At 66.8% G+C, this 20,212-nt stretch carries 16 protein-coding genes and 1 riboswitch; of the genes, 3 read left to right on the forward strand and 13 right to left on the reverse strand.

Annotated elements, in window-relative coordinates; all coding sequences use genetic code 11:
* Positions 1-33 precede the first annotated feature (33 nt).
* From FB548_RS17405 to FB548_RS17435, 7 genes are all read right to left on the reverse strand, one after another.
* Positions 34-1,137 carry a toxic anion resistance protein gene (locus FB548_RS17405; RefSeq protein ID WP_142126062.1) on the reverse strand — a complete coding sequence of 368 codons (1,104 nt, stop codon included), beginning with the start codon at positions 1,135-1,137 and terminating at the stop codon, positions 34-36.
* On the reverse strand, positions 1,134-1,838 hold the full coding sequence (locus FB548_RS17410) for a hypothetical protein (RefSeq protein ID WP_142126063.1): 705 nt from the start codon (positions 1,836-1,838) through the stop codon (positions 1,134-1,136). Before FB548_RS17410 ends, FB548_RS17405 begins: the two co-directional genes overlap by 4 nt.
* Complete coding sequence (locus FB548_RS17415; protein ID WP_142126064.1) at positions 1,835-7,144, reverse strand: DNA repair ATPase; 5,310 nt, start codon at positions 7,142-7,144, stop codon at positions 1,835-1,837. The genes FB548_RS17410 and FB548_RS17415 overlap by 4 nt, the downstream gene beginning before the upstream one ends.
* Before the next feature lie 86 nt (positions 7,145-7,230).
* Complete coding sequence (locus tag FB548_RS17420) at positions 7,231-9,204, reverse strand: hypothetical protein (protein WP_142126065.1); 1,974 nt, start codon at positions 9,202-9,204, stop codon at positions 7,231-7,233.
* 30 nt (positions 9,205-9,234) lie between these two features.
* Positions 9,235-9,870, reverse strand: coding sequence for a hypothetical protein (locus FB548_RS17425; RefSeq protein ID WP_142126066.1), 636 nt, complete (start codon positions 9,868-9,870; stop codon positions 9,235-9,237).
* A 13-nt stretch (positions 9,871-9,883) separates the two neighbouring features.
* On the reverse strand, positions 9,884-10,546 hold the full coding sequence (locus tag FB548_RS17430) for a PspA/IM30 family protein (protein ID WP_142126067.1): 663 nt from the start codon (positions 10,544-10,546) through the stop codon (positions 9,884-9,886).
* Positions 10,546-11,187 carry a DUF2170 family protein gene (locus FB548_RS17435; RefSeq protein ID WP_142126068.1) on the reverse strand — a complete coding sequence of 214 codons (642 nt, stop codon included), beginning with the start codon at positions 11,185-11,187 and terminating at the stop codon, positions 10,546-10,548. The genes FB548_RS17430 and FB548_RS17435 overlap by 1 nt, the downstream gene beginning before the upstream one ends.
* A 287-nt stretch (positions 11,188-11,474) precedes the next feature.
* Here FB548_RS17435 and FB548_RS17440 point away from each other — a divergent pair, with 287 nt between their 5' ends.
* On the forward strand, positions 11,475-12,530 hold the full coding sequence (locus FB548_RS17440) for a glycerophosphodiester phosphodiesterase (protein ID WP_142126122.1): 1,056 nt from the start codon (positions 11,475-11,477) through the stop codon (positions 12,528-12,530).
* 6 nt (positions 12,531-12,536) lie between these two features.
* On the opposite strand, the gene fabB is transcribed toward FB548_RS17440, so the two are convergent.
* Both fabB and fabA read right to left on the reverse strand, forming a co-directional pair.
* On the reverse strand, positions 12,537-13,745 hold the full coding sequence (gene fabB, locus FB548_RS17445) for a beta-ketoacyl-ACP synthase I (protein ID WP_142126069.1): 1,209 nt from the start codon (positions 13,743-13,745) through the stop codon (positions 12,537-12,539).
* On the reverse strand, positions 13,745-14,260 hold the full coding sequence (gene fabA / locus FB548_RS17450) for a 3-hydroxyacyl-[acyl-carrier-protein] dehydratase FabA (RefSeq protein WP_142126070.1): 516 nt from the start codon (positions 14,258-14,260) through the stop codon (positions 13,745-13,747). Before fabA ends, fabB begins: the two co-directional genes overlap by 1 nt.
* A 215-nt stretch (positions 14,261-14,475) precedes the next feature.
* Here fabA and dinB point away from each other — a divergent pair, with 215 nt between their 5' ends.
* Positions 14,476-15,558, forward strand: coding sequence for a DNA polymerase IV (dinB, locus tag FB548_RS17455; protein ID WP_142126071.1), 1,083 nt, complete (start codon positions 14,476-14,478; stop codon positions 15,556-15,558).
* 60 nt (positions 15,559-15,618) lie between these two features.
* Here dinB and btuB read toward each other — a convergent pair whose 3' ends face one another.
* From btuB to FB548_RS17470, 3 genes are all read right to left on the reverse strand, one after another.
* Positions 15,619-17,490 carry a TonB-dependent vitamin B12 receptor gene (gene btuB / locus FB548_RS17460; protein WP_142126072.1) on the reverse strand — a complete coding sequence of 624 codons (1,872 nt, stop codon included), beginning with the start codon at positions 17,488-17,490 and terminating at the stop codon, positions 15,619-15,621.
* A 124-nt stretch (positions 17,491-17,614) separates the two neighbouring features.
* Positions 17,615-17,829: riboswitch (cobalamin riboswitch) on the reverse strand.
* A 75-nt stretch (positions 17,830-17,904) separates the two neighbouring features.
* Entirely contained in the window at positions 17,905-18,273 is a 369-nt protein-coding gene (locus FB548_RS17465; RefSeq protein WP_142126073.1) for a TfoX/Sxy family protein, read from the reverse strand.
* Entirely contained in the window at positions 18,270-18,755 is a 486-nt protein-coding gene (locus FB548_RS17470; protein WP_142126074.1) for a GAF domain-containing protein, read from the reverse strand. Before FB548_RS17470 ends, FB548_RS17465 begins: the two co-directional genes overlap by 4 nt.
* Before the next feature lie 119 nt (positions 18,756-18,874).
* On the opposite strand from FB548_RS17470, the gene bioD reads away from it, so the two are divergent.
* Positions 18,875-19,555 carry a dethiobiotin synthase gene (gene bioD / locus FB548_RS17475; RefSeq protein ID WP_142126075.1) on the forward strand — a complete coding sequence of 227 codons (681 nt, stop codon included), beginning with the start codon at positions 18,875-18,877 and terminating at the stop codon, positions 19,553-19,555.
* Between the two features lie 179 nt (positions 19,556-19,734).
* Here bioD and FB548_RS17480 read toward each other — a convergent pair whose 3' ends face one another.
* On the reverse strand, positions 19,735-20,127 hold the full coding sequence (locus FB548_RS17480) for a phasin family protein (protein ID WP_142126076.1): 393 nt from the start codon (positions 20,125-20,127) through the stop codon (positions 19,735-19,737).
* Positions 20,128-20,212 lie beyond the last annotated feature (85 nt).

A 20,212-nucleotide genomic window follows, 5' to 3' on the forward strand; every position in this document is an offset into this window, starting at 1 on the left:
GACCTCGCCGGCAGCGGGCGCGTCGTACGCGCGCTACTGCGTGCCGTTGCCCGCCGTCGGCAGCGCCAGCCGCTTCTCCAGGTCCTCGCGCATGTCGACCAGTTCGGTGGACAGCTGCTTGCGCTTGGCCATGCCTTCGCGGTGGATCTCGCGGACTTCCTCCACAGTGCGGATCAGCGTCTCGTTGACGGTGCGCAGGGTCTCGATGTCGATCACCGAGCGCTGGTTGGCGCGCGCGGTGCCGACGGCGGTGGAGTGCACGAGTTCGGCATTCTTGCGCATCAGTTCGTTGCTGGCGTCGTCGATCGCGTTGGCCAGCTCGACCGCGTTGCGCTGGTCGGCCAGCGACAGCTGGATCGCGAACTGATTGCGCCACATCGGGATGGTGATGTCGCGCACGGCGCTGAACTTTTCGATCAGCTGGATCGCGTTGGCCTGGATCAGGCGGATCATCGGCAGCGTCTGGTCCGCCGCATGCTGCAGCACCTGCAGGTCGGACACGCGCTTGTCGATCAGGCGAAGCGCCGTGTCGAGCGCGGCACGGCGGGTGCGCGATTCCGGATCCTCCTGGCCCGACAGCGACGCCAGCTCCGCTTCCAGTTCGGCAATGCGAACGCGGCCGGCCGCCACGTGCACGCCCAGCTCGCGACGCTCGTCCAGCACGATGTCGTGCATCTGGTCGTACTCGCGCACGCGTTGCTGCTGGATCTGCTGGGTCTTGCCGACATCGGCCATCAGCTGGTCGATCTGGCGGTTGGTCGAGCTGTAGCGCTGGACCAGGTCGTCCTTGGTCGCGCGCATCTTGTCGATCAGCGGGCCGAGGATCGGCAACTTGGAGCGGCCATGGAAGGACTCGAGGTTCAGCGAACGCGCGATGCGCACCACTTCGCCCAGCTTGTCGCCGCTGCTGTCCAGATCGGCATTGCGGACCTTGTCCAGCAGTTGCGTGCTGAAGGCGCTGGTCTTGGTGGTCGCTTCGCTGCCATAGGTATGCAGGTTGCCGGGTGCGATGTCCTGCAGCGCCTTCGTTGCCTCCTGGATGCGCGGGATGTCGGCATTCTCCAGGCCCAGGTCGGTCAGCAACTGCGGCGACAGCGTCGCGGGCACCAGCGTCTGTTCGGGGTTCGTCGTCGTCATGGGGCCTCCTGGGCTGGGGTGGCACGCGCTGGCGTCGCGGATACGACGGACGGCGCGGGCAGGTGTTCGATATGGGCTTCCAGTGCCTCTATCGTCCGCATGGCGGAGGATAGCTGCATTCCGTGATCGGCACCGGCGGCGACGCCGAGCTGCTGGTCCAATAGCACGGTGAGCCGGGGCAGTTGCTGCGCGTGGCGCTCGGCGATGGCGAGCGCATTGGCAGCGACGAGGTCCAGCTGGCTGGCCGTGATCTCGTACGCGCTGCGCAACGTGATGAGATGCGCGAGACGCAACGACCCTGCAGGCGTGTCGCCTTCCGCCATCGCCTGCTGGCGCGCGAGTCCGTCGATCTCCTGTTGCAGCTGCGCACAGGCCTCGCGCAGCTGCCGCGCATGCGTGGCGAGCATCGCGTGCTGGTTGCGCAGCCGAGATGCCTCGAAACCAGCCTGCCGCAGCAGGATGCCGCTGCGTTCCCGCAATGAGCGCGCTTCGGCGGCAAGACGGATGTCGCGGCCGATCAGTCGTCCCCAGAAACCCACGCTGCGCCGCAGCGCACGAGGATCAGCCGACAACAATACGGTGCGCAGATCGCGCAGTGTCGCCTGCAGGTCATCGGCGCCGGATTGTGCCAGCGCCTGGATGGCGGCGGCATGCGCGGCCAGGCCCGCGGCACGGGTCCCGCCGATGGCATTCTGATTCATTGCGCATCATTCCCGTCGTCGCGCACGCGCGCCGGCGATACATCCAGGGTGGGCGTCGGCCGTTCCTCCCTGAATTCCAGACTGGCGATGACCTGGTCGAATTCCGCTTCACGTGGTGAGCGTGGCTTGGGCTTGCGCGTGCCGGCGGCTGCGGCGGGGGATACACCGTTGCGGAGCGCTTGGGCCAGCGCCACCAGCGCTCCATTGAGCTGATCCTGCCGCGCCATCGTATGCTGCAGGGCCTGCAACACCGGGGCGGTGTCGACGCCGGGCGTGGGCGGGGCAGCTGCGACCGGTTGTGGCATGCGCAATGAGTGCAGCGCCGACAAAAGGGCTTCCCAAGGAGCCGGCTGAGGGGCCTGGACCGGAGCGGGCTCGCCCAGTCGCTGCAGGCCGACCGCGATGTCGGCCAGCTGCGCGACGACACGGCCACCGACATCGGCGTCGTCCGCACCCATCGCCTTGTTGCGCAGGAAGTCCGCCTTGATCTGCTGCCAGCGTGCCTGTTCGTCGTCGGTCAGCGTGCCGCGCAACTCGCCCAGCTTCAGCAGGTTCTCCTCCGCGCCGGTGGTCAGCAGTTGCGCTTCGCCCAGGTAGTGGTCGGCGATCAACTGCTGCAGCTCGGTCGCGTTCATCACCGGCGAGATCTTCTCCGCCAGCTTGTTCATGTTGCGGTAGCTGCCTTGCAGGCGGAAGGGCGGCTCCACCCGGTACTTGTCCGCCTGCGCGGCACTGGCGATGTATTGCTGGTTGACGCAGTAGACCACGTCGCGCACGGTCAGCAGGCGCTGCAGCACGGCCACGATCTCGCCGATCTCAGCACCGCTGTACGCATGCGAAAGCTGGTTGGTGCTGACCTCCTTGCCGCGTGCCTTGTCGACCAGCAGGTACAGGTCGGCCATGTCGCGGGTGGCGAGCGGCGCCAGCACCGGGTTGGAGGTCAGGCAGTTCTCCACATAGCTCAGCAGGAACGCGTCCTCCATGCCGCCAAGCACGTCGCCCAGGTTGTAGATGTCCGCGCGGTTGGCCAGCATGTCGGGGATCTTGAAGACTTCGCCGGACTCTGTGTACGGATTGCCCGCCATCACCACCGCGAACTTGCGTCCGCGCATGTCGTAGGTCTTGGTCTTGCCGCGCCAGACGCCTTCGATGCGGCGCGTGCCATCGCACAGCGAGATGAACTTCTGCAGGAACTCCGGATGCGTATGCTGGATGTCATCCAGGTACAACATCACGTTGTTACCCATCTCCAGCGCGAGGTTGAGTTTCTCAAGTTCCTGTCGCGACGTGGCATCCGGCGCCTGAGCCGGGTCCAGCGAACGCACCTCGTGGCCGAGCGCCGGGCCGTTGATTTTCATGAAGACCAGGCCCAGCCTGTGCCCCACGTATTCCATCAGCGTGGTCTTGCCGTAGCCGGGAGGCGAAATCATCATCAGCAGGCCCATCAGGTCGCTGCGCTTGTTCTCGCCGACGGTGCCCATCTGCTTGGCGAGGTTGTCGCCGATCACCGGCAGGTAGACGTCGTTGATCAGCTTGTTGCGCACGAACGAAGTGAGTGGGCGCGCCTTGAACTCCGACAGCCGCATCGCGGCGCGTTCGCGCTGCGCCACCTCGCTGCGCAGCGCCTGGTAGCGCTGCCAGGCCGGGACGAAGTGGTCGCGGTGTGCGGCGAAGCGCGCCGGCAGGTCGTCCACCGCCAGCGCCAGGCGTCCCTCGCGGATGCGCGGATGCTCGCCGAGCAATCCCTCGACATGGCCGATCAATGTCACGTGCTCGACGACATGCGTCAGCTGCGCACCATGCCGGAACAGGGCGATCGCCTCGGGCACGTACGGCGCCAGGTGCGCCTGCTCCGGCAATGTGGCCAGTGCGTCCAGCGCCTGCCGCAGCAAGGCCCAGGCCGCAGCGGGCCGGCCTTCCAGGCGCTGCAGGGCACTGGCCAGCACGCTGCCTGCCGCATCGTCAGCCAGGCGCGCGCGGAAAGTGGTCACCAGTGCGTCCGCGTAATGGGTGAAGCGGAACGTCGGCGCCGCACCTGTGACGGTGTCGATCAGGAAGACGGCGGCTGCCGCCGCGTCGGTTGCAGGGAAGGACAGTGCGTCGTGCTCCACCCAGGCAACGATCGTGGATGCCAGCTCGTCGCGCAGCGTCTGCACGGCGCGGCCGGCGGGCGATATCGCGTCGATCGCGCGTGCAGCGCGTATCCGGTCGATCGTTTCCTGCGGCGCGGCGTCGTCGCGGCACCACCACGCCACCGCCAGCGCGCGCGCGGTGGGCGCATGTCGCAGTGCACCGGCGGCGTTCCGCAGCGGCAGGAAGGCGCGCAGGATCGCCGCGGCATCGTGGTCGTGGATGCCCTTCTCGTAGCCTTCGCGGTAGCGCGGCGCGGCGTACTCGCGCACGATCCGGTCCAGCGCTTCCGGATCGGCCAGGGCGTGGTCGAGCCGCGCGAGATCGAGCCCGCCTTCGCCGGCTTGCGCGTCGTCCAGGAGGCGACAGGCGAGATACTCGCCGCGGTACAGCGAAGGCGATTCCGACGCCAGTGCGACATCCCAGTACGGGCGCAGCGCGTCCAGCGCCGGCTCCTGCAGCGGCTCCAGGTAGTCGGTGCCGGTCAGGTGCACGGCCAGCGTGTCGCCGCGCGGGATCAGGGTAAGGTCCAGTGGCTGCGTGTTGACGCTGAAGCGATGGCGCGGTCCCAGGCGGATGACGTTGCCGGCGTCTTCGAACAGGTCGCTGCGGTCGCGCAGCCCGCGCACGGCCTGGTCGCGCGCGCCCTTGATGCGCGCCTCGATGTCGTCGGCCTTCACCGAGTCTTTCAGCTCGCGCAGGCGGCCGGCCAGTTCGCGCAGCTTGAGGATGAGTGCGTCGCCGGCGAAGAAGGCATTGAGTTCGTCCGGCGTGGTGAAGCGTTCGGTGCGCCGGCCAAGGCCTTCCAGGATGCGGTTGGCGGCTTCCTGCACCGACTGCGCCTTGCGCTGGCGCTCGTCCAGCAGGGCCTGCTTGTGAGCCTCGAAGGCTTCCAGCATCTCCTCGCGCTTGGATAGGATGTCGCCGAGGAACTGCTCGTGCTCGCCGAACTGGCTCTCCAGCTCTTCCAACTGCACCATCAGGCGCGACAGCTGTTCGTCCGCCCGTTCCGGTGTGGTCGCCATCGCCAGCGCGTTGCTGACGGCCTGGCCGAACAGGGTGAATTGCGCGCCGAACTGCGCCACCGCTTCAGCCGAGCCCAGTTCGCGACGGCGCTGGGTGGTGCGCGCACGCACTTGGTTGAGGCGGGCGTAGATCGCGGAAAGTGCATCGACCACGCGCGTGCGCTGGGTGGCGTCGTCGACCTTCAGCGTCGCCATGAGCTCGGACAGCATGTCGAGCTCGCCGGCCATGCCCTGCATGGCCTCGATGGCCTCGGCCAGTTCGCGTGCGCTGGTGGCCTTCTGTGCCTGCGCATCCAGCGTGCCTAGACGTTGCTGGAACGGCGCAAGCGCTTTCTCGCCGGCAAGGAACTGCCCTGTTGCCGTGCCGACGCGCTCGTGGGCCTCCTGCAGCGTGGCGACCATCGCGTCGATGGCCGGGATATCGATGTAGCGATAGTCGCGCAGCGTCAGCAGATGGCCGCGAAGACGCGAGATCGCGCCGAGCGCGTCGACAAATTCGCCGACGCCATTCCATCCCTCCGGCTGCAGGCGACCGAGCAGGGCGCGATGGTCGCGTTGCGCCTGCGCCATCGACGTCTCGGACTGGCGCCGGATCTCCTGCACCTTCTCGTATTCGTCAAGTACCGATTCGCCGGTGCCGGCGATCTCATGCAGCAGCGTAGCGAGGCCATCGCACTGCGCGTCGTCGATCCAGTGGTGCAGGTCGAACAGCCGGCGGGTCCCGTGCGTCAGCAACTGGTAGCGCTGTGCGGAGACGTCCGGGCGCTCGATCTCGCGGGCGAGGTCGAACAGGTTGGAAACCGCGCGCACAAGTTCGGCATTGCCCAGCCGGGCCATGAACGAGGTGCCGGCCGGCCGCGTCGCGGCGAATTCGTCCGAACTGAAAGGCGTCTGCCAGAGCTGCATCTGGTGGATGCGGGTCGGGTCGTCGTTCTCGGCGCGGAACAGCACCATGCGGCCATCGTGCAGGCGCGCGTAGCCGTGTGCGAGTACCGGTGGCTGCAGGCGGCGCTGCACCAGGTTGTAGACCAGCAGTGCGGCCTGGCCGGTTTCGCGCTCATAGAACACGTACATCACGTCCTCGCCGTTGGGCGAGCGGATCGTGCGCTTGTACTGCATGTCCTGCACGGCGGCATCGAATGCCTTGTGTTCGCCATTCTGCAGGTAGTAGCCGCCGGGGAAGATGATGCCGTGGTCTTCGGGCAGCTGGATGCAGGCCTGCACGATGGCGTCCAGGCGCGTCACCTTGCCGGTCTGGGTGTTGTAGACCAGGCCACGCCAGGCGCTCTCGCGGTAGGGCAGCACCTTGAGCAGGAGCAGCGAACCCACGCGCGCGAACTCGATCTGTGCGTCGTCCAGCGACTGCGTCCGATCCTCGACCGGTTCGCTGTAGACGCCCGCGCCGCTTTCCGTGTTGTTCTCCACCTTGAGGGTCAGATCGCCGCCGATGGTCTCGACGAACAGCGTATCTAGGATGTTCAGGTGCGGATGGCGTCCGCTGACTTCCATGTCCTTGGTGGCACGCGTCCATTCGAAGTCGAACGGTGGAGGCAGTACGATGTCGCGCTCGCCCCGTGCATCGAGGTAGTTCACCTCGCCACCGGCGGTGAGGGTCCAGCGGAACACGCGGACATCGGTGTTCTTCAGGCCGATCTGGAACGCCATCAGCAACCGACCGTCGCGGACGATCAGCTGCAGCAGGCGTGCGTCCTTGTAGTAACTGTACAGCTCGCCGAAGTCGCGTTGGAACGCGCCGTCGCCCAGGAAGCTCGTGGCGATATCGACGGGGGCAACGTCGTAACCGTCGCCGGTCTCCACCAGGCGATAGAGGCCGAACACGTCGCCCACGGACGTGGTCGCCTTCAATCCCATGTAGACGTTGAAGCCGAACAGCAACAAGTCACCGACCTGCACGATGTCGCGGCCGACCGAATTGTGCTCGGTGCGGATGCGCAGGCGGCCGATGGCTTCCATCCGGCTGTCGCCGAATTCCTGCAGGCGGCGCGTGTTGATCCCTTCCGTCACGGCACGCAGCCGCGCGCCCTGCTCGTCAAGGCGACGGCGCAGCACGTCGTAGGCGCCGCCCTGGGCGACCGCCTGGTCGATCTGCGTGTCGGTGGAAGGAACTTCGGCGTTCGGCATATCGGACATCGGACCTCATCCTCGCCCGTCCTGGGCGGTCGATGCGGAAATCGGGGCCGGCGGACGGTGCCGCCGGCCGGCTCAGGCGGGATGCGTCAGGCGTCGGTCGCTTCGGCTGGGCGACCCGGCGCCGGCAGGCCGGCGCCCGCCAGGCGACCCAGCAGCTGCGACGCGATCGGGCTTTCGCCCACGATGCCTTCCAGCGCCTTGCCCAGCGAGATGCCCTTGGTCAACGCGTTGAACACGCCGCCGTCCCCACCGATCAACTCGATGTTGGCACTCTTAAGCGCGCTGGCGAGGACTTCGGCGTTCTCGCGGGAGATTGCCTTGCCCGCGTCGATCGACGCCAGCAGCTGGCGCAGCTGCGTTTCCAGCAGCATGCGGAACTCCTCGTGGCTGCGCGCATCCGGACTCATCTTGCCCATCGCGTCGAACTTGGAGGTCAGGCCTTCGGCTTCGGCGGACATCTTTTTGGCGATATTGCTCGCCTCGGCATCGCCCATGGCCTGGCTGGCACTGGCGTTGGCCAGGCCCAGCTTCTGCGCACCTTCTGCTTCGGCGGTCAGGCGTTCGTTCAACACGCGCGCATCCGCGTTGCCCTGTTTGTAGGTCGCGTCGGCCTTGGCTTCGAGCACGCGTGCTTCTGCCAGGCCGGTCTTCTCCATCGCCACGGCATTCGCTTCCTGCACCTGGGCCTGCGCCAGGCCGGGCGCGGCGCTCTCGGCACGTACACCGTCCGCCATCACGCGCTTGGCTTCGGCCTGCTTGCCTGCGGCCTGTAGCTCGGCATCGGCCAGCACGGTCAGCTCGACCGCGCGGTGACGCGCCGCCTGCTCGGCGGCTTCGGCAGCCTTGACGTCCTTGACCAGCGTTTCCTGCGCGGCGGCTTCGGCGGCCAGGATGGTCACCTGCTTGGCGCGGTCGGCTTCGGCGACCTCGCGGGTCTCCTTGATCTTCTCTTCCGCCACCGCGACCGTCTGTTCGATCTGCGTGCGCTCGCGAACGACGTTCGCCACTTCCATGCGGCCCTGTTCGACCACCTTGTCGCGGTCGACTTCCTGCATCTGCACTTCCTTGTTGGTGTTGACGCGCTCCAACTGCTCAGCGCGCGCGACGCGCTCGAGTTCGATGGCGACGGCGCGACGGCGGTTCTGCTCGGCCACTTCGACCTGGCGCAGCTGTTCCTGTTCGCGGATCTTGATCTGTTCCTCGGTTTCCAGGCGCGCGCGCTCGGACACCTGGCGCTGCTCCTCGATCACCTTGGCGGTCTCGGCGGCTTCGCGGGCGCGCACCGTTTCCACCTCGCGGTGCTGGCGCGCCTCGGCCTCGGCCTGCTGGCGCTCCAGCGCAAGCAGCGCCTCGCGGGCTTCGGTGTTCTTCTTGGTGATGGCCAGCTTCTCGTTCTGCTCCAGTTCGTTGGTCTGCACGTTCTGGCGCGCGGTCAGCTCGGTGATCTTGCGGATGCCTTCGGCGTCCAGGATGTTGCTGGGGTCGAGCAGGTGCTTCGGCGTCTGCTCCAGGTAGTCGATGGCGACGTCCTCCAGCACGTAGCCATTGAGGTCCTGGCCGATGACGGCGACGATCTCGTCGCGGAATTCCTGGCGCTTGTCGAACAGTTCGGTGAAGTCGAACTTCTTGCCGACGGTCTTCAGCGCCTCGGAGAACTTGGCGTTGAACAGCTCGTCCACCGCGTGCCTGTCGGACGCACGGTCGGCGCCGATCGCCTTGGCCACGCGCAACACGTCGGCGGGGGTCTCGTTAACGCGCAGATAGAACGCCACCGCGATGTCGGCGCGCATGTTGTCCTTGCAGACCAGGCCTTCCTTGCCGCGGCGGTCCACCTGCAGGGTGATCAGGCTGATCTTCATCAGCTCGGCCTTGTACAGCACCGGGATGATGAGCGCGCCGGTGAAATGCACCTTGGGCTGCGCGCTCATGTCGTTGACGATGAGGGCGGTGCCCTGTTCGACCTTCTTGTAGAAGGCCTTGAAGATGCCAATGAAGCCGAACAGCAGCACCACCGCGACGCCGACGATGGTGAGGACGAAAAGCAGGTTGGTGGTATCCATGGCGAAACTCCTTGAGGATGTGGCGGATGCTTACTGCTGGTCGAATTCGGTTTTTGAGATGACGCGGAATGCGTTCGCGGCGTCCAGGTGCTCGATCAGGACGATCTGATCGCCACGCTGGAAGCTCTGGTCAGGCAGGGCGCGGACCTGGAGTATCAAGCCGGCGCCGCCGTCATCGAAATGCGCGCGGCCATTGTTCTCGTCGACCGCCGGCGAGATGACCCGGCCAGTGCGGCCAAGGACCGAGGGTGGGAGTGGCGGGCGCAGGCGCGCGATCAGCTTGGCCAAAGGCCGCAGCGTTAGCGACGTCGCCAGCACCCCGGGGACCAGCGCGGCGACCATGACGCCGACGCCAGCGATGCCGCGCAGCGCGTCCGGCGCAAGGGGCAGCAGATATCGCTGCGCCAGAAAGCAGAGGATCCACCCAAACAGGGCGAGGATCGTCAGCACCAGCGTCAACGGGATGCCCGAGAGGCCGATTTTCGCCAGCATGCCTGCCACGAAAGAGGGCTCGATGCTGTCCCCGTCGCTGCCCAGCCAGCCATCCACGGTGTCGAGGTCGAGCAGGCCCGTGGCTGCCAGCATCCAGTAGATGACGCACACCGCAAGCAGCACGCCATACACGACGGTGGGAAACGTCAGGATAATGGTGAGGAACTCGTTCAAGTGACCCCCTGATTCAGCGCTTGCGCGCGGACGACGTGATGCGTTTGCGGGCACGGTCCAGCACGGCCTGTGCGGGATCGTCGGCGACCTTGCTGTTCTTGCCCTGGCTCGCGACGGCATTGCCTTGCGCGGGCGCGCGACGCTGCTTCATCCGCGCGGCAGAGGCGAATGCCGGTTCCGGATACTGCGCGTCGCCGGGTTGCCGACGTGCCACCGTCGCTTGTGCCCGCTGCAGGCTGTTCGATGCACGCAGGATGTCCAGCTGGTGCTTGAGCCGGCGCAGGCGGCCTTCCAGTTGTTCCACGACGTGGGCGAACTGGCGTTCCTGCGTCGCGAGTTCCTGGCCTTCCGCCATGCGCTGGCCGCGCTCGGCCTGGAGATGGACGACCTCGTCCGCGGCCTTGCGCGCCTGGGTGGCCCGACCCTGGCGCAGGGCAGCCTCCACCTTGGCCTCCCGCTCACTGATCCGCGTGGCGAGCGCGACCTGATGCTGCTCGCTGGCGATGCGACGCGCCTTCGCCGCCGCATGTTCGCCGCGCGCACCATGCAGGGCGTCATCGACGGCGCGGATCTCTTCGTCGAGCAGGCGCTCTGCGCGGTCACCCATCACCGCGCCGGCCAGCCCTTCCATGCCCTCCTGGATCCGCTTGAACAGGGTCTTCAGGGTGTCGGGCATCAGGCCTTCCTCCGCGCACTGGTCCGCAGGAAGGGGCGGTAGGCTTCGGTGGCGCTGATGACGTTCTCGGCCAGCGTCTCGATCTCGAAGATGACGTTGGCCAGGCTGGAATGCGTGTCGAGCGCCCCGAACATGGTGTAGCCGGCGACACCGCCGATGCGCTGCATGCCGATGGTCGACAGCGGCAACAGCACGTGCGTGCTGAGGACATGGGCGTTGAAGGCGGCCACATCGGCCACCTCGTCCACCGGCCAGAGATAGGCCTCCACCAGGATCTGCTCGCCGCCCACCGCCAGAAACACCGACAGGTCCCCGTACTCGTGCATCACCAGGTGCAGGCTGGGCTCCGCACCCTCGATGGTCTCCAGGCTGATCAGCCCGTCGCGCACGGTGCTGGCCTGCTGCAGCGCATGCCGGATCGCGGCGATGGTCCAGCCGGCCTCGGTGGACTGCGTCGGCAGGTAGGGAATGCCGGATTCGCGTTCTGCATCGCGCATCGACTTCTCGATGGCGGCGAGTTCCTCGGCGTACTCCGGCCGGATCCAGACGTCCTTCTTGACCAGGCCCTGCTCGCGCATGCGTTCGCGATAGTGGCGAACGTGCAGCGTGGATGCCTTGATCGCGGGCCGGGAGGCTGTCATGAAATAGACCGTATTGCTTACATGTAATGTTGTCAAGTAGCGGTGCGGGCAGGGGAGGCGGTGTTGTCCTGTATCCCTGCGCCGATGACCGGCGCGTGGCGACTGTCGCCTGCCTGTAACAGGCAGGCCGCAGAATGCGCCTTGCAACGAGGTACCTCTCTCCTCCCGCGTTGCTCCGGAGCCTGGCGGAAGCCGGGCTTCGTGCTTTCCGGGCCGCGCGCCGGGCGTGGCATGCTGTCGCGCATGAGGGTTCTGCCTTGTCCTTCCGTCACCTGTTCCTGCTGTTGATGACCGTCTCGCCCCTGCTGTCCGCAAACGCAGGCGAGTGCACGGGCAAGCCGCTCGTCATCGCCCACCGCGGCGCCAGTGCACTGCTGCCGGAGCACACACTGGCGGCGTACGCACGCGCGATCGCCGATGGTGCCGACTACATCGAGCCTGACCTGGTCGCCACCCGCGACGGCGTGCTGGTGGCGCGCCACGAGAACGAGATCAGTGGGACCACCGATGTCGCGCAGCGGCCCGAATTCGCCGCCCGCAAGCGCCGACAGGTGATCGATGGGGAGGCGTTCGAGGGCTGGTTCAGCGAAGACTTCACGCTGGCCGAGTTGAAGACGCTGCGCGCACGTGAGCGACTGCCCGAGTTGCGCGGCACTGCGCACGATGGCCAGTACGTCATCGCGACACTGGACGAGATCATCCTGCTGGCGTCGGAACACGCCGTGCATACCGGCCGCACCATCGGCCTGATTCCCGAGATCAAGCATCCCGGTCACTTCCAGCGCATCGGCCTGCCGATGGAGGAGCGCCTGCTGGAGACGCTGGCGGCGCACGCATACACGCGCGAGGCGCCGGTGGTGATCCAGTCGTTCGAACAGGCGAACCTGCGTGCATTACGCGCACGCCTTGGGCCGTCGCACGGGAACATCCGCTTGCTGCAGTTGCTGGGCACGGCGAACACGCAACCAAGCGATGCGCTGGCGGCGGGAAAGCCGACACGCTATGCGGACCTGATGACGCCCGTGGGGCTGCAGGACATCGCGAGCTACGCCGATATCATCGGGCCGTGGACGCGCCTGCTGATCCCGGTGGCGGACGACGGCACGTTGGCGGCGCCGACGCCGTTGATGACGAGGGCTCGCGCAGCGGGCCTGGACGTGTGGCCGTATACCTTCCGGCCCGAGAACGATTTCCTGCCACCGGCGCTGCGCGAAGGCGACGATCCGCACACGCGCAGCGAGGCGGGATCCCTCACCGAGATCCGCGCCTACCTCGCACTGGGGATCGGCGGCTTCTTCACCGACGATCCGGCGCTGGGGCGTCGCGCGGTGGACGCCCGCTGATCGGCCTCACACCCGGCCGAACACCAGGCTGGCGTTGGTGCCGCCAAAGCCGAAGCTGTTGGACATGACCGTGGTCAGGGTCGCGTCGCGGCTTGCCTGCACGATGGGGAAATCCTTGGCGCCTTCGTCCAGCGTCTCGATGTTGGCCGAGCCCGCGATGAAGCCATCGCGCATCATCAGCAGGCAGTAGATCGCTTCATGCACGCTGGCGGCGCCCAGCGAGTGGCCGGACAGCGCCTTGGTCGACGAGATCGGCGGCAGCGTATCGCCCAGCGCGGTGCGGATCGCCTCGAGTTCGATCACATCGCCCAGCGGCGTCGAGGTGCCATGCGTGTTGAGATAGTCCAGCGGTGCGGTGATGCCTTCCAGCGCCATCTGCATGCAACGCACGGCGCCTTCACCAGACGGCGCGACCATGTCGGCGCCATCGGAGGTCACGCCGTAACCCAGCAGTTCGGCGTGGATGCGCGCGCCGCGCTTCACCGCGTGGTCGTAGTCTTCCAGCACCAGCATGCCGCCGCCACCGGCGATGACGAAACCGTCGCGGTCCGCGTCGTACGGGCGCGAAGCATGCGTGGGGTCATCGTTGTGCTTGCTCGACAGCGCTCCCATCGCGTCGAACATCATGGTCAGCGCCCAGTGCAGCTCTTCGCCGCCACCAGCGAACATGATGTCCTGTCGACCGGCGCGGATCATGTCCGCCGCGGCCCCGATGCAGTGCGCGGATGTCGCGCAGGCGGCGGAGATCGAATAGCTCACGCCCTTGATCTTGAACGAGGTGGCCAGCGTCGCCGATACCGTCGAGCACATCGTGCGCGGCACCATGTACGGTCCCACCTTGCGGATGCCGCGCGCGCGCAGCAGGTCCGCGGCTTCGATCTGCCATTCGGCCGAACCGCCGCCGGAGCCGGCGATCAGCCCGGTGCGCGGCTGGCTGACCAGTGCGTCGTCCAGGCCGGCGTCGGCGATCGCATCGCGCAGTGCGATGTGCGCGAACGCGGCCGCGTCGCCCATGAAGCGCTTCTGCTTGCGGTCGATCTGCGCATCGAGATCGATCTCCGGCGCACCGCCTACCTGGCTGCGGAAACCGAGTTCGGCGTACTGCGGAATGTGGCGGATGCCCGAACGGCCTTCACGCAGCGCGGCCGACACGGTATCCGCATCGTTGCCCAGGCATGACGTGATGCCCAGGCCAGTGATGACGACGCGGCGCATCAGAAGCTCTCCGTCGAGGTGAACAGGCCCACGCGCAGATCGCGCGCCGTATAGATCTCGCGGCCGTCGACCAGCATGCGGCCATCGGCCACCGCCAGCACCAGCTTGCGGTTGATCACGCGGCTGATGTCGATCTCGTAGCTGACGCGCTTGGCGGTCGGCAACACCTGGCCGGTGAACTTCACTTCGCCCGATCCCAATGCGCGGCCCCGACCGGGCGCGCCGATCCAGGTCAGGAAGAAACCGGTGAGCTGCCACATCGCATCCAGCCCCAGGCAACCGGGCATCACCGGGTCGCCGAGGAAGTGGCACTGGAAGAACCACAGGTCGGGGTGGATATCCAGTTCCGCGCGGATGAGGCCCTTGCCGTGCGCACCACCGTCCTCGCGGATCTCGGTGATGCGGTCGAACATCAGCATCGGGTCATTGGGCAAGCGGCCGCTGTCAGGGCCGAACAGTTCGCCGCGCGCGCTGGCCAGCAGCTGTTCGCGCGAGAAGGAAGCAGGGGCGGTCATTGCATGGTCCGTTCTACGAAGACGCAAATAATGCACACATGTGCATACGCTTGTCTTGATGCAAATCAACCGGGTTTTTTCCATACGCCGGCGTACCATCGGCAAGGCGTAATTGCGGCAAGGGTTTCGCACTCCCTGTCCGCATGTCCAAACGCAACCGTATCGTTCCCGCCTGCGTCCATGCGATCGCGTACGGCGGCCGATATCATCGCGTGATGCGCAAGATCATCCACATCGACATGGACGCCTTCTACGCGTCGGTGGAACAGCGCGACGATCCATCGCTGCGTGGACGGCCCGTGGTCGTCGCGTGGCGCGGCGAGCGCTCGGTGGTGTGCGCGGCATCGTACGAAGCCCGCGTCTTCGGCGTGCGCTCGGCGATGCCGGCGGTGCGCGCGGAGCGGCTGTGCCCGCAGGCGGTGTTCGTGCCGCCGGACTTCACCCGCTACAAGGCGGTGTCGCGGCAGGTGCGCGAGATCTTCCTGCGCCACACCGATCTGGTCGAGCCGCTGTCGCTGGACGAGGCCTATCTCGACGTCACCGCGCCGAAATCCGATTTGCCGACGGCGACCGCCGTGGCCGAGACGATCCGCGCGCAGATCCGCGAGGAAACGCAGCTCACCGCGTCAGCCGGCGTGGCACCGAACAAGTTCCTCGCCAAGATCGCGTCGGACTGGCGCAAGCCCGACGGGCAGTTCGTACTACGTCCGCACCAGGTGGAGGCGTTCCTGACGCCGTTACCGGTCGAACGCATTCCAGGCGTGGGCAAGGTGATGCAGGGCAAATTGAATGCGGCCGGCATCCACACCGTCGGCGACCTGCGCGCGTATTCGCAGCATGAACTGGAAGTACGATACGGCAGCTTCGGCGGCGGCCTGTATCGCCGCGCGCGCGGCATCGACGAACGGCCGGTAGAGCCGGACCAGCCGGTGCAGTCGATCTCGTCGGAAGACACCTTCGCCACCGATCTGCTGCTGTCAGAGCTGGAGCCGCACATCGTCCGTATCGCGGATAAAGCGTGGCAGGCCAGCCGCAAGACCGAGCGCGTGGGTCGTACGGTGGTCCTGAAGTTGAAGACCTCCCAGTTCCGCATCCTCACCCGCAGCTTCACGCCGGAATCACCGCCATCCTCCGCGCGGGAGTTCATCGATATCGCCTTGGCACTGCGCGAGCGCGTCGACCTGCCGGGTGCGACGCGCTACCGGCTGGTGGGCGTGGGGCTGTCGGGTTTCCGGGATCGCGATGAGATGGCGACCCAACCGGGCTTGTTCGACGAAGTGGAGCGGGCTGCCGGTTGAATCGTGGGCAAGAAGAAGCCCGGCGATGCCGGGCTTCGTCTTGTGGCATTCCGTTGCGAGTTACTCGGTCGGCTGGTAGCGCAGGCTCAGGCCGTAGGTGCGGCCGGCCTGGTTGTACCAGGCGACGGTTTCGTAGTCGCGGTCGAACACGTTGCCCACCTTCGCCTGCAACGTCCAGGCCGGCGCGATGGCGTATTCCAGGCGCAGGTCCAGCGTGCTGTAGCCGCCCAGGCGGTCGGTGTTGGCCAGATTGTCGTAACGCTCGCCTGCGGCGTTGAACGTCATGCCGGCGCGGAATGCACCGAATGCACGGTCCACGTCGATACGCGCGGTGTTGCGCGGGCGACGCGCCAGCAGGTTGTCGTGGTTGAGCCCGGCCGAACGGTTGCGCGGATCGGTGTGGCTCAGCTGGGTGGCGATATCGAAGCCGGCGAGCGTGAAATCGACGGTGAACTCCGCGCCGCGGATGCGCGCTTCGTCGATGTTGTTGGGCAGGAAGATCGCCGCGTCATAGGAGATCAGCTGATCCACCTTGTTCTGGTAGACATTGAAGGTCCAGTTCCAGGTGTCGCGATACTGCGCGATGCCGAGGTTGATGCTCTCCGATTCTTCCGGCGCCAAGTCGGGATTGCCGAAGAACGGGTAGTACAGGTCGTTGAAGCTCGGCGCCTTGAAGCCCGTGGCCAGGCTGGCGGTCAGCTTCAGGCCGTTGCCGAAGCCGAACCCGTAGCCCAGGCTGCCGGTGGTGTGGTTGCCGAACTGCTCGTTGTCGTCGTTGCGGACGCTGGCCTGCAGTTGGTGTGCGCCGAAGCGGCCCTGGTACTCGACGAAGCCGGCCAGGTTGTCGCGCTGGGTGACGTCGAAGTCGGTGGCGCTCTCGACCTCATCGTCCTGCCAGTCGATGCCGGCAGTCAGCAGCTGGTTGGCGGCTACCGTGAAATCGCCCTGCAGCGAAGCCACGTAGCGGCGCGTCTCGAAATAGCCGGACTGCACGTCGTCGTGGAAATCGTCGGACTTGTCGTCGTTGCGGCCCAGGCTCAGCTGCAGGCCGATCTTCTCGCTCGGCGCATAACGCAGCTTGGTACCGATCACCTGCTGCACGGTTTCGGAGCGGTTGGTGAAGCTTCCGTCGAACTCGCTCTTGCCCTCGGCGCGCAGCGCGTTGGCTTCCATCGTCAGCGTATCGGTGAAGGCGTAACCGCCGCGCAGGTTGGCTGACGTGTTGCGGTAGCCATCGCGGTCCGGTTCGTCAGTGAAGCAACCGGCGCCGAAGTCGAACGGGATGCTCGGATCCGGGCCGCGCCCGCGGCAGGCGTTGAAGCCATCCGTCCGCGTATACGCCACGTCGGCGCCGAACCAGCCGCGCGCATTGCCACCGCCGATGCCGGCACTGGCTTCGCGGGTGCTGTCGCTGGCCATGCCGATGCGGAAGTTCGGGCGCACCTTGCCCGTGTTGCGACGGGTGAACACCTGGATCACGCCGCCGATGGCTTCCGAGCCGTACAGACTGGAACGCGGGCCGCGCACGATCTCGACGCGATCGATCTGGTCGATCGGCAGGTCCTGCAGCGCCGGCAGGCCGGCGGTTGCCGAGCCCATGCGGACGCCGTCGATCAGCACCAGCACATGGTCCGATTCGGTGCCGCGCAGGTTGAGCGTGGTGATCTTGCCGGCCCCGCCCTGGTTGGCAATCGAAACGCCGGCGCGGCCTTGCAGCAGTTCGGACAACGAACGGGCCTGGCTGCGCAGGATCGCTTCGCGGTTGATCACCTGCGCGGGGACCAGGCTGTCTTCGACCGCGACGGCGGTTCGGGTCCCGGATACCACGACCTCGTCGAGGTCGGTCGTGTCGCGGTCCTGCGCCTGCACTGCGAACGGCAGTGCCAGCGCGACCGCGAGGGCCAGGTAGGAAAGGGGGAAACGGCTGTACATCGGATTCAACTCCATCGCGCGCCCCGCGCGCATTCATCGGCGTGGAGTTGCGACGGGGAAGGGAGCGTTGCGGACAGCGCGGCAGACAGGCAGCGGCGCGGCACGCCGCGACGCCCTCCGCATCGCAACCAGTGGACTTCCAGGCCGGTCTCCGGGCTTGCGAACGAGTGCAGGGCACTCCCCGCGGCGCCTTCCCATGCAATGCACAGTGGCCGATGCCGTGGTTCTATTCGCCTACCGTTGCGGGGGCAGCGCCGGAATGCCGCCTGCGCGGGTCACCGGCTTCCCGTTTCAACCCGGACGCGGACGCCGCGGGTCACCTGAAAGCGCGCGCAGTATACGCGGGACGAAGCACATCGCGCCCATGGGGCGCTCCTGCCGATGTTGGGTGCGGGTCGGCTGCGATGCGCGGGATCAGTCGTCGCCGCGCGAATCGAACAGGTTCAGCGATGGGCCCGTGTCTTCTTCGCGCTCGGTATGCGTGGTCGTCACCGGGCCGGCAGCAGGGCGGCCGCGCGGAGGAGGCAGAAGCGCCGCCGCAGCGTCGTACGCGACCAGCAGTTCGCTGCGGCGGTCTTCGGGGAGCTGCTGCCAGTGGCAGTCCAGCAGGGCGCCTTCCAGCGCATAGAGCAGGTTGAGGCTGGGGCGAAACCCCGCGCGCTTGACCCGGATGAAGGCTTCCACCGCGCCTACCGACTCCAGATCCTCCTGCGTGCGCAGGCCGACCTGGCGCAGCCAGGCGGCGGACTTGGGGCCGATGTTGCGCAGCTTGGTGCCTGTCATGTCAGTGAATCCACGAAGATGGCGGCGATGCATTCCATGCCCGCCTGGTCGTCGGCATCGAAGCGCGCCAGGCGTGGGCTGTCCAGGTCGAGCACGCCGACCAGTTCGTCCCCTTTCACCAGCGGTACCACCAACTCCGAGCGTGAAGCCGAATCGCAGGCGATGTGGCCCGAGAAGGCCTCTACATCGTCCACGCGCTGGGTCTGGCGGGTGCGTGCGGCGGCTCCGCAGACCCCCTTGTCCAACGGGATCCGCACGCAGGCTGGTAAGCCTTGGAACGGGCCAACGACCAATTCCCGGCCATCGAAGAAGTAGAAGCCGGCCCAGTTGAAGTGGGGCAGGGCGTGGTAGAGCAGTGCCGACAGGTTGGCGGCATTGGCGATCCGGTCCGGTTCGCCGGCCAGCAGGGCACGGGCCTGTGCGGCCAGCTGTGCGTATTGTTCCGGCTTGCTGCCGGTGAGCGTGTGCGAGGCGAATGACATGGGGTCGATTCTACTCTGCGGGTCCAGGAAGGGCCGGATATGATCGTCGGCATGAACGAGGATCACCCCAAAGCGCCGGCGTCAGGACTGGGCGATGGCAGTGTCGTGGCGGGACCCTGATGGACCGCGCATTGGATAGGCTGTTCGTCACGGGTACCGACACCGGCGTCGGCAAGACCGTCGCCAGCGCCGCCTTGTTGCATGCATTCCGCGCACGCGGGTTGCGCGCGGTCGGCATGAAGCCGGTTGCCAGCGGCTGTACCCCCACGCCGGCCGGCTGGCGCAACGACGATGCACTGGCCTTGCAGGCGGCGAGCGATCCCGTGCCGCCGTACGAAGACCTCAACCCGTATGCGCTGCCCGCCCCGCTGGCACCGGAGATCGCGGCCCGCGATGCGGGTGTGGACGTCCAACTGGGGGTGCTGGTTTCAGCGTTCGAGCGCCTGCATCCGCTGGCTGATCTGGTGCTGGTGGAAGGCGTTGGCGGCTGGGCTGCGCCGCTGACGGCGACGCTCGATCAGCGGCACCTCGTCGAGGAACTGCGCCTGCCGGTTGTGCTGGTGGTGGGGATGCGGCTGGGCTGCATCAACCATGCACGGCTCAGCGCGCGCGCCATCCAGGACGACGGGGCACGGTTGGTGGGCTGGATAGCGAACGAGGTCGATCCGGAGATGGAGCGCCGGGACGAGAATTTCGCCCTGCTGTCCGCGCGCATGCCGGTGCCGTGCTGGGGGAGGTTGCCGTATGCGCCGGATATCGACGCCAGACAGCTGAGTCGGCACATCGCTGTTTCCGTGTAGGAAGCCTTCAGGCCCGACAGGCGTTGCGGAAAAAAGCATCGGGCCTGAAGGCCCTCCTACAGAAAGCTTGGGTGCGCGGGCAATAAAAAACCCGGCAGCGTGGGGGCTGCCGGGTCGGCTGCGCGGAGGGAGGGGAGCCGCGCAATAAGCGTTGGACGCGTAGGTCCTGGGGGCGGGTCTTACTTGCCCTTGGCGGCCTTGGTCGCCTTGGCCACGGAGGCTTGGACGTTGTCGGTCGCGGTCTCGAACTGGGTCTTCACCAGCTGGCCGAAGGCCTCACCGGTCTTCAGGCTCAGGCCGAACACTTCCTGGCTGGCGGCGACGACGCGCTCGGCGTTGTCCTTGGCCACCTGCATGCCCTTCGGCCACAGGGTCTTGTAGCCGTCGAGGTCGCGGGTTTCAGCCAACTCGCCGAAGAAGGCGGTGGTGGCATCGATGTTCTTTTCGAAGGTCTTCAGCTGCACGCCGAACACGGTCTCGGCGCTTTCCAGGGCCAGACGGTTGGCGCGCGAGGCTGCGGCGGCGAACTGCTGCGTGAACTGGCTGAAGCTTTCGTTGAATTGCGTGGTCATGGCGTGCTCCTGAAAGGGGATTTCCATCTGTTGCGACGCAGCATAGACACATCCATGTTGCAGTGCAATAAGTGGCGTATGGAAA

This window comes from Pseudoxanthomonas sp. 3HH-4 (genome assembly GCF_006716465.1).
Taxonomy (GTDB): domain Bacteria; phylum Pseudomonadota; class Gammaproteobacteria; order Xanthomonadales; family Xanthomonadaceae; genus Pseudoxanthomonas_A.

Bases quoted from the DNA above. Each gene is read 5' to 3' on its own strand.
- FB548_RS17405 (WP_142126062.1), bottom strand. From the start codon at position 1,137: ATGACGACGACGAACCCCGAACAGACGCTGGTGCCCGCGACGCTGTCG.
- FB548_RS17410 (WP_142126063.1), bottom strand. From the start codon at position 1,838: ATGAATCAGAATGCCATCGGCGGGACCCGTGCCGCGGGCCTGGCCGCG.
- FB548_RS17415 (WP_142126064.1), bottom strand. From the start codon at position 7,144: ATGTCCGATATGCCGAACGCCGAAGTTCCTTCCACCGACACGCAGATC.
- FB548_RS17420 (WP_142126065.1), bottom strand. From the start codon at position 9,204: ATGGATACCACCAACCTGCTTTTCGTCCTCACCATCGTCGGCGTCGCG.
- FB548_RS17430 (WP_142126067.1), bottom strand. From the start codon at position 10,546: ATGCCCGACACCCTGAAGACCCTGTTCAAGCGGATCCAGGAGGGCATG.
- FB548_RS17435 (WP_142126068.1), bottom strand. From the start codon at position 11,187: ATGACAGCCTCCCGGCCCGCGATCAAGGCATCCACGCTGCACGTTCGC.
- FB548_RS17440 (WP_142126122.1), top strand. From the start codon at position 11,475: ATGACCGTCTCGCCCCTGCTGTCCGCAAACGCAGGCGAGTGCACGGGC.
- fabB (WP_142126069.1), bottom strand. From the start codon at position 13,745: ATGCGCCGCGTCGTCATCACTGGCCTGGGCATCACGTCATGCCTGGGC.
- fabA (WP_142126070.1), bottom strand. From the start codon at position 14,260: ATGACCGCCCCTGCTTCCTTCTCGCGCGAACAGCTGCTGGCCAGCGCG.
- dinB (WP_142126071.1), top strand. From the start codon at position 14,476: ATGCGCAAGATCATCCACATCGACATGGACGCCTTCTACGCGTCGGTG.
- btuB (WP_142126072.1), bottom strand. From the start codon at position 17,490: ATGTACAGCCGTTTCCCCCTTTCCTACCTGGCCCTCGCGGTCGCGCTG.
- FB548_RS17465 (WP_142126073.1), bottom strand. From the start codon at position 18,273: ATGACAGGCACCAAGCTGCGCAACATCGGCCCCAAGTCCGCCGCCTGG.
- FB548_RS17470 (WP_142126074.1), bottom strand. From the start codon at position 18,755: ATGTCATTCGCCTCGCACACGCTCACCGGCAGCAAGCCGGAACAATAC.
- bioD (WP_142126075.1), top strand. From the start codon at position 18,875: ATGGACCGCGCATTGGATAGGCTGTTCGTCACGGGTACCGACACCGGC.
- FB548_RS17480 (WP_142126076.1), bottom strand. From the start codon at position 20,127: ATGACCACGCAATTCAACGAAAGCTTCAGCCAGTTCACGCAGCAGTTC.